The 12,467-nt window shown below is 73.1% G+C and carries 13 protein-coding genes; 5 read left to right on the top strand and 8 right to left on the bottom strand.

The window, feature by feature from the left end; all coding sequences use genetic code 11:
* Positions 1–289 precede the first annotated feature (289 nt).
* Positions 290–1,042 carry a hypothetical protein gene (locus VFW24_05115; GenBank protein ID HEX5266132.1) on the top strand — a complete coding sequence of 251 codons (753 nt, stop codon included), beginning with the start codon at positions 290–292 and terminating at the stop codon, positions 1,040–1,042.
* Here VFW24_05115 and VFW24_05110 read toward each other — a convergent pair.
* The 5 genes from VFW24_05110 to VFW24_05090 form a co-directional block, all read right to left on the bottom strand.
* The gene (locus VFW24_05110; protein HEX5266131.1) at positions 980–2,518 is read right to left on the bottom strand and encodes a HAMP domain-containing sensor histidine kinase; all 1,539 of its coding nucleotides are present in this window, start codon (positions 2,516–2,518) and stop codon (positions 980–982) included. The two genes, VFW24_05115 and VFW24_05110, sit on opposite strands and share 63 nt — an antisense overlap.
* Positions 2,515–3,195: a response regulator transcription factor gene (locus VFW24_05105; GenBank protein ID HEX5266130.1), complete on the bottom strand. Its 681-nt coding sequence runs from the start codon at positions 3,193–3,195 to the stop codon at positions 2,515–2,517. Before VFW24_05105 ends, VFW24_05110 begins: the two co-directional genes overlap by 4 nt.
* A gap of 89 nt (positions 3,196–3,284) precedes the next feature.
* The gene (locus VFW24_05100) at positions 3,285–4,022 is read right to left on the bottom strand and encodes a glucose 1-dehydrogenase (protein ID HEX5266129.1); all 738 of its coding nucleotides are present in this window, start codon (positions 4,020–4,022) and stop codon (positions 3,285–3,287) included.
* The gene (locus tag VFW24_05095) at positions 4,019–4,477 is read right to left on the bottom strand and encodes a hypothetical protein (GenBank protein ID HEX5266128.1); all 459 of its coding nucleotides are present in this window, start codon (positions 4,475–4,477) and stop codon (positions 4,019–4,021) included. Before VFW24_05095 ends, VFW24_05100 begins: the two co-directional genes overlap by 4 nt.
* A gap of 28 nt (positions 4,478–4,505) precedes the next feature.
* Complete coding sequence (locus VFW24_05090; protein HEX5266127.1) at positions 4,506–5,306, bottom strand: DUF2786 domain-containing protein; 801 nt, start codon at positions 5,304–5,306, stop codon at positions 4,506–4,508.
* A 229-nt stretch (positions 5,307–5,535) separates the two neighbouring features.
* Here VFW24_05090 and VFW24_05085 point away from each other — a divergent pair, with 229 nt between their 5' ends.
* From VFW24_05085 to VFW24_05070, 4 genes are all read left to right on the top strand, one after another.
* The gene (locus tag VFW24_05085; protein HEX5266126.1) at positions 5,536–6,246 is read left to right on the top strand and encodes a hypothetical protein; all 711 of its coding nucleotides are present in this window, start codon (positions 5,536–5,538) and stop codon (positions 6,244–6,246) included.
* 52 nt (positions 6,247–6,298) lie between these two features.
* Entirely contained in the window at positions 6,299–6,760 is a 462-nt protein-coding gene (locus VFW24_05080; protein ID HEX5266125.1) for a hypothetical protein, read from the top strand.
* Positions 6,761–6,883: 123 nt separating this feature from the next.
* On the top strand, positions 6,884–8,215 hold the full coding sequence (locus VFW24_05075) for a hypothetical protein (protein ID HEX5266124.1): 1,332 nt from the start codon (positions 6,884–6,886) through the stop codon (positions 8,213–8,215).
* Between the two features lie 67 nt (positions 8,216–8,282).
* Complete coding sequence (locus tag VFW24_05070) at positions 8,283–9,095, top strand: alpha/beta hydrolase (GenBank protein ID HEX5266123.1); 813 nt, start codon at positions 8,283–8,285, stop codon at positions 9,093–9,095.
* Positions 9,096–9,124: 29 nt separating this feature from the next.
* Here the strand turns inward: VFW24_05070 and VFW24_05065 are convergent, their stop codons facing one another.
* The 3 genes from VFW24_05065 to recD all read right to left on the bottom strand — a co-directional run.
* Positions 9,125–10,303: a cytochrome P450 gene (locus tag VFW24_05065; protein HEX5266122.1), complete on the bottom strand. Its 1,179-nt coding sequence runs from the start codon at positions 10,301–10,303 to the stop codon at positions 9,125–9,127.
* 21 nt (positions 10,304–10,324) lie between these two features.
* Positions 10,325–11,257: a cyclase family protein gene (locus VFW24_05060; protein HEX5266121.1), complete on the bottom strand. Its 933-nt coding sequence runs from the start codon at positions 11,255–11,257 to the stop codon at positions 10,325–10,327.
* Positions 11,254–12,467: exodeoxyribonuclease V subunit alpha (recD, locus tag VFW24_05055; GenBank protein HEX5266120.1), on the bottom strand; the 1,214-nt coding region annotated here is incomplete at its 5' end. The genes recD and VFW24_05060, both read right to left, overlap by 4 nt.

Raw genomic sequence — 12,467 nt, 5'->3', positions numbered from 1 at the left:
GGGGCTGGCTCGAGGCGGGGGCGGGGGCCGACGCCGCCGACCTGGTGGCGACGGTGCTGGCCGGCTCCCGCCTGCCGGTGAGCGGGAGGGTGGGGGTGCCGGTGTTCGCGGTGGGGGGAGTGACGGCCGGGGTCGTGCTGGCCCGGCGGGGGTAGCGCTCCAACCAACCGGTCGCCGCTCCCATAACAGAGCCCTAACGCAAGGACCGAGGTCCGACAACGGACCGTGTCGACACTCGCTTCGGGAGACCGGGAGACACCCGGCACCACACCCGAAGGAGATCGACACGATGACCGGCAAGACCCTCCCCCGCAGGTCCCGGGCCGTCCCGTCCCTCCCGCTCAAGGCCCTGGCGGGCTCGGCGGTCGTGGCCGCCGCCGTCCTGGCCGGCGCCCCCGGCGCCCTGGCGGCCACGACCGGCACCGGCTCGGGCGCGCCGACGGGATCACCGTCGGGCTCCGCTCCCAAGGCGGCGGCGTGCGACACCGACGCCCACTGGCCCGGCTACGTCCAGGGCAGGCCCGACGGCTTCGACGCCCACGACGACGGCGTGTACATGTGGCACAACCCCAAGGGCGGCTGGGCCATCCGGGTGAGCCACCCGGTGCTGCCCGGCAAGGCCAACAAGGTCGTGTTCACCGGCACGATCACCACCGCCGGCCAGATCGGCCACGTCGTGCGGGTCCGGGACGAGAAGAACGACGTCATCAAGGTGACCAACAACGGCCACACCCTGACCTTCCGCTTCGTGAACTACGGGTGGGTGGACGGCGTGGACTTCACCACCAGCTGCACGCCCGGCCTGCGCGTCGACCTCGAGGCGGACGGGTCGTCGCTGCCGACGAGGTTCGTCCATCTGGGCGACAAGAAGGTGAACCCGGGCTCGGATCCCTTCCTCATCCGGCGTCGCGACAACGACCCCACCACGGTCGCGCCTCCGGCCGCCAGCACGACCACCGGAGCCCCGACGCCAGCTCCCTCAGCCGGTAGCGGCACCGGCCCGGGCAGCGGGACCCCCGCCGGCGTCACCTCCGCCGCCTGATCCCGCCATCAGGGCCACGACCATGCGGGTGCCACCGTCCGGCCCCACCGGGGAGTCGACCCGGACGGTGGCGCCCATGGCCTCGGTCAGCTCCTTGACGATGGCCAGCCCCAGCCCGGAGCCGGCCTGGCGGGCCGGAGTACGGCCCGACTGGTGCAGGCGCTCGAACACATGAGCCAGGTCCTCGGCCGGGATGCCGGGCCCGTCGTCCTCCACCCCGATCAGCGCCCCGCCGGTCACCGGCCCGGCGGCGACGCGTATGCGGCTGCGGGCGAACTTGTAGGCGTTCTCGACCAGGTTGGCCACGACCTGGGCCAGCCGGTCGGGGTCGGCCAGCGCCTCCACCCGCACGTCGGGAACCTGCACCTCGAGGGAGATGCCGGCCTCGTCGGCGGAGGGCCGCAGGCTCTCGGCGGTGTCGGCCACCACCTCGGTGATGTCGGTCGGGACCAGGTGGAGGGAGAAGGCGTGGGAGTCGAGCTTGGCCAGGTCGAGCAGGTCCTGCACCAGCCGCTCGAGGCGGCGGGCCTCGGCCCCGATCACGTCCGCCGCCCGCCGGCCGTCGGTGGCGCCGTCGGCGATGGCCTCGGCCCAGCCCTTGATCGAGGTCAACGGGGTGCGCAGGTCATGGGAGATCGACATGAAGAACTGCCGCTCCAGGCCGCGCGACCGCTCCAGGCTCGCGGTCATGGAGTTGATCGATCCGGCCAGCGACGCCAGCTCCGGGTACTCGGCCCCGGCCACGGACAGCCGGGTCGTCAGGTCACCACCGGCGATGCGCCGGGCCGCCGTCTCGACGTCGCGCAGCGGCCGGATTATGCGCTGGCCCAGCCGCTCCGCCACCAGGGCGGCCACGAGGAGGGCGGCCAGGCCGGCGAAGATGAAATAGGACGTGGCCCCGGGGGCCCCGACCACGACGCCGGTCACGATGACGGCCATCTGCACGGACCCGTTCGGGATCAGGGTGGCCAGCCTCTGACGCAGCCGGGTGGCCCGGGCCGACTGGGTGGCGTTGGCCGGGTTGGCGGGGATCAGGGCGCTCGCGCTGAGCGTCGTCGGCACCGCTGCGAACACCAGTCCGCCCTGGCGGCCCGTCACCGTCCGGCCGGCCAGCAACTGGGCCGGGTGCAGCTCGGCGGAGGACAGGCCCGACGGCAGCGGCTGCGCCGTTCCGTCGAGCCCGAGGAGCGGGGCCGACGGCACGATCGGGGTGAGCTGGCCGCCCGGTTGGATCACGGTGATGGCCGTGTCCTCGAGGCGCGCCACGTCCGTGATGAGCTTGAGCACGTTGCGGGCGTTGCCGGTGCGGCCGAGCACGGTGTCGAGATTGCCGGCGATGACCCGCGCCTGGGTGACGAGCCGGTCCCGCGTCTGGTTGACCACGGCCCGCCGGACCAGGAGGAGGCTGCCGACGCCGGCGACGGCGAGGGCGCCGATCACCACGCCCAGGATGGCGACGGTCAGGCGCCGCTTCATCCCAGCCGGTACCCGACACCCCACACCGTGGCGAGCGGCAGGGCGTCACCCAGCTTCTTGCGGAGCTGGCGCACGTGGACGTCGACGGTGCGGGGATCCCCGTACCAGTCGTGGCCCCACACCCCGTCGAGCAGCTGCTGCCGGCTGAGGACCAGCCCGGTGTTGTCGGCCAGGAACGACAGCAGGTCGAACTCGCGGGCGGCGAGGGTAACGGTGGTGCCGGCGACGCGGGCCTCCCTTCGCCCCCGGTCGACCTCGACGGAGCCGACGGCCAGCACCTCGGGGGCCTCCGGAGGGGGACCCTCGGCCCGGCGCAGGATGGCCTTCACCCGCGCCACCAGCTCCCGGGGGGAGAAGGGCTTGGTCACGTAGTCGTCGGCGCCGATCTCGAGGCCGAGGACCCGGTCGAGCTCGGTGTCGCGTGCGGTGAGCATGAGCACCGGCACCGTGTCCCGGGTGCGGAGGCGCCGGCACAGCTCGAGGCCGTCGATCTCCCCGGGCAGGCCGATGTCGAGCACCACCAACCGCGGCTTCTCCCGGGCGATGGCGTCGAGGCCGGCCGCCCCGTCGGCGGCCTGGATCACCCGGAAGCCGTCCCGGCGCAGGTAGAGGTCGACGAGGTCGGAGATGTTGTGGTCGTCCTCGATGACGACGATCGTGCCCGGGCCGCTGGCCATAGCGGGCTCCAGCGTGGCACCGACGCGTTAGGGAAGTGTGAACCCCCGGGCCCGCGGCCGGGCCGCCGGGCGGCGCCGGCGGGCTCCGCTCAGCGCAGGTGCATCCCGCCGTCGACCAGCACGACCTCCCCGGTCATCCAGTCGGCAGTGGCCAGCGTCAGGCACACCCGGGCCACGTCCTCGGGCGTTCCCGTGCGCCGCAGCGGCGCCCGCCCGGCCCACATCTCCTTCACCGGTCCCCAGTCGGCCGTCCACGGGGTGTCGACGAGGCCCGGCGCCACGGCGTTGACCCGGATCTCCGGTCCGAGGATGTTGGCGAGCAGCACGGTGAGGTGGTTGAGGGCGGCCTTGGAGACGGCATAGGGGATCGAGCTCCCGGTGGGGCGGACGCCGGCGATGCTCGTCACGTTGATCACGCAGCCCCCGCCGTCGGCCCGCAGGGCGTCCACCGCCGCCCGGGTGACGTACCACGTACCCACCACGTTGGTGCCCAGGATGCGCTGCCAGTCCTCGTCGGTCACCGCCGCCAGGTCGTGGTGGGGGATGACCCGGGTGGCGCCGGCGTTGTTGACGAGGATGTCGAGGCGGCCGTACCGCTCGAGCGTGGCGGCGACGAGGGCGTGCGCCTGCGACTCGTCGGCGATGTCGGCCTGGACGTAGGAGGCGTCCGGAAGCTCGGCGGCCAGGGCCTCACCTGCGGCGACCGAGGTCACGGAGTTCACGACGATGCGCGCTCCCTCGGCGGCCATCAGCCGGGCCGCCGCCGCCCCGATGCCACTGGACGAGCCGGTGACCACCGCCACCTTTCCTTCGAGCTGTCCGCTCACCGGGCCAAGTCTGCACGCCGGCGCCGGGCCAGCGCCTCCCGGTACTCGACGAAGGCGTAGAAGCCCATCTCCCGGCGGACCAGCTCGGTCTGGACGGCCAGGAACCCGGGTCCGTGACCGGACTCCGGCGGCGCGAGGAGATGGGCGAGCTCGTGCAGGAGGACCTCCTGGCACAGACAGCCGTCCGCCAGCAGCACCGCCCCCTCGGCCGGGGCGCCGTCGTCACCGCACCGGTCCAGCACGTCGTTGGTGGAGTACACCGAGCCGGCGCCCCGGCGTTCGACCACGCACCGCAGGAAGTGCGGCCATCTCTCTGCGAACCAGGGTGACGCCACGAGGGCGTCGACGTACTCCTGGGCTTCGCGCACCCGCCGCCACCGCCGGCCCCGACCGCTCAGGGCCTCGTGCTCGGCGGCGTACACGTCGGCCTGCCACGCTCCGAGCTTGGCGCGCACCGCGACCTCCGCCTCCGCGGTCAGGTGCTCAGGCGGACAGCCCGCGGCGGGTGCCGACCGAGCCGCGCGCCAGGTCGGCGCGCCGGCCCGCGTCCCGTCCCGGGCCGTACCCGGCCCAGCTCGCCAGCCGGGTGTACCTGCTCACGCTCCGGGCCCCCGGGAAGCGGACCTTGAACTCGTCCTCCACCTGCCGGGCCTTGGCCACGAGCACCAGCTCGACCGACCTGCCGTCCGGACGCGACCCGATCGGCCCGAAAGGCGATCCGTCCAAGCCGGCGCCGGCCCTTCTCTCGGCGTCGGCCGCCGCCACCGCGTCCCGCCGGGCCTGGTGGAGACGGCCCGAGACCTCCTGGACGAATCCCTCGACGAACCCGACCGCGTAGGTGCGTCCGTGCACCCGGGCCGGCTTCACGCGCATGGCCGCCGCCAGCACGACGGTCAGCTGGAACACCAGCGACGCCGACAGCGTCTCGACCCACTCGACGTCGGTGGGGAAGCCCACCACCTCTATGTAGCGCGCCCCGCCGTCCAGCGGGGTGTAGATGGCCCGGCAGTCGTTCGCCCGGCTGACGGCGTTGACCAACGAGACCTTGTGGGCGGCATAGGGCCCCTCGATCTTCCAACCGCGCTCCATGACCCGGTCGACGCGCTCCGCGTCGGTGATCATGGCCAGGTCGATGGCGTACTTGGTCATGAGCTGCTGCGCCTTGGCCGTGAAGGTCTGGGCCTCTTCGGGGGTGGCGGCGGGATCCTCGGCCTGGACGAGGAGCTTCCGGACCTTCTCGGCCACGTCCGCCTTGACCTTCTCGAACGTTGCAGTTGTCGTCATGGGGACAAATCATGACCGGGGGGTGTGACGGCGGCAGGGATGCGGAAACGGGGTGTATTATCCCCGGGCACCCCGGAGAGAGCGGAATCCGGCCCCGGTTTGATTTCGCGATCCATATGATGGGAACCTATTGTCACACCAATGCTGTTGACGTATACGCAGCTCCCAACACATCCTCAGTCCGTGCCCAGCGCAGGCGCGTACTCCTGACACCCGGAGAAGGCTCTCTGTGCCGAAGGACCTGACAGCCCGCAACCGCATAGCCGCATATCTGTCGCATAACGGACCGGTCGAGGACCGGGAGGGACGCGCCACGGCCGTACTCAAGGACGCCGTGGGCTACGCGGGGACGTCACTCGGCTTCGTGCAGCTGATCTCCTCCATGGAGAAGGCCGGCCACATCACCCGCGAGGTGCGCGGCAAGCGCACGTATCGCATCGCGCCGGCGGCGGATGCGCCCGCGCCGGAGATCGACCTCCGCACGGGAGCGACGGCGCCGGGCGGAGTCGTCCGGTCCCCACCGGAGCGGAGCATCACCTCCGACGGAGAGCACGGCACGGTGGACGCGGCCAATGTCGACTACGACCAGGTGGCGGCGGCTCTTCTGGCCCAGGTGACGCGCGCCCTCACCTCGCGCACCGATGCCAACCAGCCGACCGCCTCCGTTCGACGGCGGCTCGATCAGCTGGTGGCGCGCAATGCCGAGCTCGAGCGGGAGACGGCCCGCGCCCGCGCCGAACGCGACGCGCTCGCGGCGGAGCGCGACGAGCTGCGCAACCAGCTGGAGGCGGCGTCGCACAACCTGAGCCTGCTCACCGAGCGGCTCGGTACTCCGCGCAAGCCGCAGAGCGCGGCGGCCGAGCGTCTCGGCTCCGAGGAACGCGCTCTTCTCTACCGCCTGAGCGAGCGGGGCGCCGACCGGCGCGAAGCCGTCGGCTGACGTACTGATCCCTCCGTCGCGATTCACCGGCGGGAGTGGACCGTGGTGCTGAGTGGACCCTGACGCCGAGCTGGCCCGCGCCGGCGCCGAGCTGGCCGAGGCGCTGACCGCCAGCCTGCCGGGGTGGGCGGAGCGGGTGGTACGCGAAAGGTCGGCGTCACAGCCGGCAGGGGCCGATGCCGCGCTCGCGAGCCGGGCCCGGGCGGTGGGAGCCGATGCGGCCGAGGCGGTCGGGCCGGAGCTCCGTGCCCTCCTCACCGCCGACGTCGACCATCAGCGCCAGAACCCGATGGCCGTGGTACGGCGGGCGGTGGCGTGGCCCACGGCGGTGTTGCGGGACGCCGGTGCCGAACCTCCCGAAAGGGACGACTACGCCCGGCGCCACTTCCCCGACGATATCTACGGGATAACCCCGACCAGCTTCGCCGATCTCGATCCCGAGCTGGCCGAGATGGGACTGGTGTGGGGCGCGCTCAAGGCGCGCGCGCATCTGGCCCGCCACCGGCGGCCGTGAGACACTGGCGCCACTGACCGGCGTCCGGAAAGGAGCGGTCGTGGCCAATGTCGTGATCGTCGGAGGGGGCGTCGTCGGCCTCGGCCTCGGCATGATGCTGGCCAAGGACGCAACGAGGTCCGGATGCTCGAACGGGACCCGGAGCCGCCCCCGGCCGATGCCGCCGGCGCCTGGGAGAGCTGGGAGCGCAGGGGCGTCAACCAGTTCCGGCTGGCCCATCTGTTCATGCCCCGCTACCGCCAGATCCTCGAGGCCGAGCTGCCCGAGGTGGTGGCGGCCCTCGAGCGGGACGGCGCCCTCCGCAGCAACCCGCTGCTGGAGGCGCCGGCGGACTTCACGGGCGGACGCCGGGAGGGGGACGACCGCTTCGAGATGCTCACGGGGCGGCGGGCCGTGGTCGAGCGGGCCGTGGCGGGGGTGGCGGCGGCCACGGCGGGCCTGGAGGTGCGGCGGGGAACGGCGGTGGCGGGCCTCCGGACGGGTGCCGAGGCCGCGGCCGGCGTGCCCCACGTCACCGGGGTGACGACCGCCGACGGGGAGGAACTGACCGCCGACCTGGTGGTCGACTGCACGGGCCGGCGCTCCGCTCAGCCGGCCTGGCTGGCGGCGGTGGGGGCCCGGCCCCCCGAGGAGGAGCTGGAGGACAGCGGGTTCATGTACTACGGGCGGCACTACCGGTCAGCCGACGGCAGCCTGCCCGCCGACATCGGGGGAGCCCTGCAGGAGTTCGGGTCGATATCGGTGGCGACCCTCGCCGCCGACAACGGCACGTGGTCGGTGGTGCTGATAGCCGGATCGGACGACCGGGCCCTGCTCGGCCTCAGGGACGTGGCCCGCTGGGAGAAGGCGGTGCGGTCCGTGCCGACCGTCGCCCACTGGATCGACGCCGAGCCACTCGAGGACCGGGTGATCACGATGGCCAAGATCGAGGACCGCATCCGCAATCCGAATCCCGACGGGCGCCCGGTGGCCACCGGAATCGTGGCGGTGGCGGACGCCTGGGCGTGCACCAACCCCTCCCTGGGCCGGGGCGCCTCGATCGGGATGATGCACGCCCAGCTCCTGAGGGACTGCCTCCGATCGGTCGGGACCGACCGGCCTGCCGCCCTGAACGAGGCCTTCTCCGAGGCGACGGCCCGCGTGGTCGAACCCTGGTACCGGGCCACCGTGGAGTTCGACCGGCACCGCCTGGCCGAGATGAAGGCTCTGGCCGCGGGCCGGACCTACGAGACCGACGACCCGGCCTTCGGCATCGCCAAGGCCATGCGGGCGTCGCTCCTCCGCGACCCGGACTGCTTCCGGAGCTTCCTGGACGTGGCCGGCGTGCTCGCCACGCCCGAGGAGGTGCTGGCCCGTCCGGGGGTCCTCGACAAGTTCATCGAGCACGGCGGGGACTGGCGGGAGCAACCGGGGTTCGGGCCCACCCGCGAGGAGCTGGTCGGGCTGGCGGCGTGATCCCGATTCGGCCTCGGAGATGGAAGAGTCTGTGGATGTCCGGCGGAGGGAAGGGAGATCATCGGCAATGAGAGCGGACAGTGACGGCGTCGGCATCCACTACGAGGTGAGTGGGGAGGGACGCCCGGTGGTCCTCCTGCACGGCTTTCCCGACAGCGGGCGGCTGTGGCGCAACCAGGTCCCCGCCCTCGTCGACGCCGGGTTCAAGGTCATCGTCCCCGACCAGCGCGGCTACGGCGCGTCGGACAAGCCGGCCGGGGTCGAGGCGTACAACATCGTCTACCTGGCGGGGGACGTGGGAGCGGTGCTGGCCGATGCCGGCGTGGAGCGGGCGCACGTGGTCGGCCACGACTGGGGGGCTGCGGTGGCCTGGGCCATCGCCGCCATGGCGCCGGACCGGGTCGACCACCTGGTGGCGCTGGCGGTGGGGCACCCGTCGACGTTCCGGAGCGACGGCTGGGACCAGTACGAGAAGTCGTGGTACATGCTGCTGTTCCAGTTCCCCGACGTGGCCGAGCAGTGGCTGTCCAACGACGGTTGGGCCAACTTCCGCTCGTGGGGACAACATCCCGACGCCGACGGAGTCATCGCCGAGCTGGAGAAGACCGGCTCGCTCACGCCGGGGCTCAACTGGTACCGGGCCAACATCCCGCCCGAGTCCTACATCGGGCCCCCGCTGGAGCTGCCGCCGGTCCAGGCCCCGACGATGGGCGTGTGGAGCACGGGGGACTTCGCCCTCACCGAGGGGCAGATGACCCGGTCGGCCGAGAACGTCAAGGGACCGTGGCGCTACGAGCGCCTGGAGGGCCCCGGCCATTGGATGCAGCTCGAGGCGCCCGACCGGGTCAACCGGCTGCTTCTCGACTTCCTGCCGCGCTGACCGAACCCCGCCGCCGGCCCGGCCGAGGCTCAGGCCGGCTGCATGTGGACGAGGAGCCGGCGCGGGCCGAAGGCCCAGAACACCGGGTTGGGCTCGGGCACGAACCCGTCCACCAGTGAGAACGACCCGACGGCGTCGAGGAAGGCCCCCACCATCAGCCGGGCCTCCATCCGGGCCAGGGATGCGCCGGGGCAGACGTGGGGGCCGGCCCCGAACGCCAGGTGCTCCCGGGGGCGGGGACGGTCGAGGCGGAACTGCTCCGGGCACTCGTAGACCTGCTCGTCCCGGTTGGCCGACGCCACCCCGAACACCACGCGGTCCCCGCACGCCAGCGGGCGCCCGTCGATGACGGTGTCCTGCAGCACGGCGCGGCCGAGGACCTGGACCGGCGAGTCGTGGCGCAACGACTCCTCGATCACGGTGTTGACGAGGGGGCGGTCGTGGCGCAGCCGGGCGTAGAGGGCGGGATCGGTGGCCACGGTGTGCAGGACGTTGGCGATCAGGTTCCGCGTCGTCTCGTTCCCGGCGATGATCAGGAACATGGTCTGGGTGCACACCGCTTCGTCGGACAGGAACTCCCCATCGACGTCGGTGCGGAGGAGCCGGGCGATGACGTCGTCGGGCGGATCCGCCGCCTGCTTGCGCCGGACCACCGCGTCGCGGATGTAGGCGGAGAACTCGGGGTGCTGGTCGACCATGGCCCGCCCCGCACCCGCACCCTGCTGGGCCGCCAGCAGCTCGTCGGACCAGCGGCGGAAGCGGTCGTGGTCCTCGAGCGGCACGCCGAGCGCCTCGGCTATGACCGCCGACGGGAACGGATCGACGACCGCCTCGACCAGATCGACGGCGTCACCGCCCGCCCCCTCCGAGACGGCGGCGGCCACCAGCCGGCGGGCCAGGTCGGCGGCAAACGGCTCGAGGGCCGCCATGCGGTGCGTGGCCACCACCGAGTTGATCACCCGGCGGATCCGGCCGTGGCGGGGCTCGGGTATGGCCGAGATCGGGACCAGGTCTTCGGGAAGGCTGGCCGTGTCGGCGAAGGACCCGACGAACTTCTCCACCTCGCGCAACCCGGTCGTCACGCCGGCGGCGGTGGCCACGTACCAGCCCGCCGGAGTGGCCACGACCCGCTCTCCCGCCCGGGCGGCGGCCATGGCCTCGTAGCGGTCGTCGGCCTGGGATGCGTAGGGATCGAAGGTCCGGGTCACCGGGGCGGGAGGCTACGCCGCTCAGAGGACGGCCACCGGGTTGACCGGTGACCCCGTGCCGCCCCCGATCTGCAGCGGCGGGACACAGAAGAGGAACTCCCACCGCCCCTCGGCGGCGCATGCCTCGGCCAGGGCGCCCAGGTAGAGGTTGTCGAGGAGGTGCACCCCCATGGCCACGAGGGTGCACATGTGCACGGGGAGCGGCCAGTTGTGCGGGTTGCCCGGCAGGACGTCGGATATGCCGTCGCAGCCGAGCACCGAGAGATCCTGGGCGTGCAGCCACGGGATGCACTCCGGATGCAGGCCGGCGATGCCCACCCGGTACGGGTCCCACGGCCCGTGCTCGGCCCGGCGGGCGTCCCGACCGGTCGCGACCAGGATGACGTCCCCCGGTTCCGTCGTCACACCCTCCTCCCGGCACGCCGCCTCGAGCTCGTCCGGCATGATCTCCTCACCCGGCTCCAGCCATGCGACGCCGCGCAGCCGGGGAATGTCGATCAGGACGCCCCGGCCGACGATTCCGCCCGACGCCACGGTGACGGCGTTACGGCGGGCACCGGTGCTCAGGACGTCCCCGGCCGGGAAGTCGTTGTACATCCGGCCGTTCACGAAGACGTGGCACAGGGCGTCGAGGTGGGACACCGCCATGCCGTGGAACGCCACCCCGACGAAGTCCATGGACCCCGAGAAGGCCGAGCCTCCCATCAGCTGGACGTCTCCCGCCGCCAGCATGTGGTGCAGGGCGGGTGAGGGGTTGTCCGGCCCGGCGACCACCGGCAGCTCCCGCCCGCACGAGACCACCCGGCCGGCGCGGGCCAGGGACGCCGCCCGGCTCACCCGCTCCGGCGTCAGGAGGTTGAGGGCCCCGCGTTCGTCGTCGGCGCCCCACCGTCCCCAGTTGCGGCAGGACTCGAAGATCTCGGCGGCGCGCTCCTCGGTGACCCGTACGTTCATCGCCGAACTATGCCCGACAGCCGGCCGGTCAGGCCCGAGGCCCGGGCCACCGGCCGCTCCACGGCGGCGTGCACGGCCTCGGCCGAGCCGACCAGCGTCACCCGGTCCCGGGCGCGCGTCACCGCCGTGTAGAGCAGCTCCCGGGTGAGGATCCGCGACGAGGGCTCGGGGAGCACGACCGCCACCTCGTCGAACTCGGATCCCTGGGCCTTGTGCACGGTCATGGCGAACACCGTGTCCACCGCCGCCAGTCGGGACGGGCTCACGCGCACGACGGCGCCACCCCGGCGGAAGGCCACACCGATCCCGCCGTCGTCGCGTGCCACCACTGCGCCGGTGTCACCGTTGAAGAGCCGCAGGCTGTAGTCGTTGGCGGTCACGATCACCGGCCGGCCCACGTACCACGCCCCGTCGGAGGAGAAGCCCTCGATCTCGGCTCCCAGCCACTCCTCGATCCTCGGGTTCCACACCGCCACGCCCGCCTGCCCCCGGCGGTGGGCGCACAGGAGGCGGAAGCGGCCCAGGGCGGCGAGGGCACCGGGGGCGTCCCCGGCGCGGGCCGCCTCGACCAGGCCCACCCCGGCGGCGCACACCACCTCCCGTACCCGGTCCAGCGCCGAGGCCGGCGCAGTGGTGACGTCGACGGGCAGCCACCCCACGGAGGCGTCACCGCCCCCGAGCACCCCGAGGGCGGCGTCCCCGTCCCCGGACTGGATGGCGGAGGCCAGCTCGGCCAGGGCGCCGTGGAAGCGGTGGTTGGCCCGCAGGGGGACGATGTCCTCCGCCAAGGCGGGGGCGGCGACGATGTCCCCGAGCACCGCCCCCGCCTCGACCGACGCCAGCTGCCGGGGGTCCCCGACGAGGACGAGACGGGCGTCGGGCCGGACCGCCTCGGCCAGGCGCGCCGTCAGCCACAGCGACACCATCGACGTCTCGTCGACGACGACCACGTCGTGGGGCAGGCGGTTGTGGCGGTGGTGGCGGAAGCGGCTGGCGTTGCCGGGGTGGCGCACCAGGAGGCGGTGGATGGTGGAGGCGTCGAGAGCGATCAGCCGTTGCCGCACCGCCGGCGCCACGTCCATCCGCTCCGCCTCGGCGCGCACCGCCTCGGGCAGCTTCTCCCGCTCCTCCGCCGAGCCGGCCAGCAGGTACGGTGCCTTGGCGAAGGCGTGGTCGCGGAGGTCGAGTATCACCATCTTGGGAGACAGCG

The sequence above is a fragment of the Acidimicrobiales bacterium genome (assembly GCA_036273495.1).
GTDB lineage: Bacteria > Actinomycetota > Acidimicrobiia > Acidimicrobiales > JAJPHE01 > DASSEU01.
The sequence above is the reverse complement of the archived record's forward strand: the minus strand, read 5'-3'. Positions and strand labels throughout refer to the sequence as shown.

Coding starts and splice junctions, on each gene's coding strand:
- VFW24_05075 (HEX5266124.1), top strand. CDS start 6,884: ATGCTCGAACGGGACCCGGAGCCGCCCCCGGCCGATGCCGCCGGCGCC.
- VFW24_05105 (HEX5266130.1), bottom strand. CDS start 3,195: ATGGCCAGCGGCCCGGGCACGATCGTCGTCATCGAGGACGACCACAAC.
- VFW24_05110 (HEX5266131.1), bottom strand. CDS start 2,518: ATGAAGCGGCGCCTGACCGTCGCCATCCTGGGCGTGGTGATCGGCGCC.
- VFW24_05090 (HEX5266127.1), bottom strand. CDS start 5,306: ATGACGACAACTGCAACGTTCGAGAAGGTCAAGGCGGACGTGGCCGAG.
- VFW24_05070 (HEX5266123.1), top strand. CDS start 8,283: ATGAGAGCGGACAGTGACGGCGTCGGCATCCACTACGAGGTGAGTGGG.
- VFW24_05060 (HEX5266121.1), bottom strand. CDS start 11,257: ATGAACGTACGGGTCACCGAGGAGCGCGCCGCCGAGATCTTCGAGTCC.
- VFW24_05115 (HEX5266132.1), top strand. CDS start 290: ATGACCGGCAAGACCCTCCCCCGCAGGTCCCGGGCCGTCCCGTCCCTC.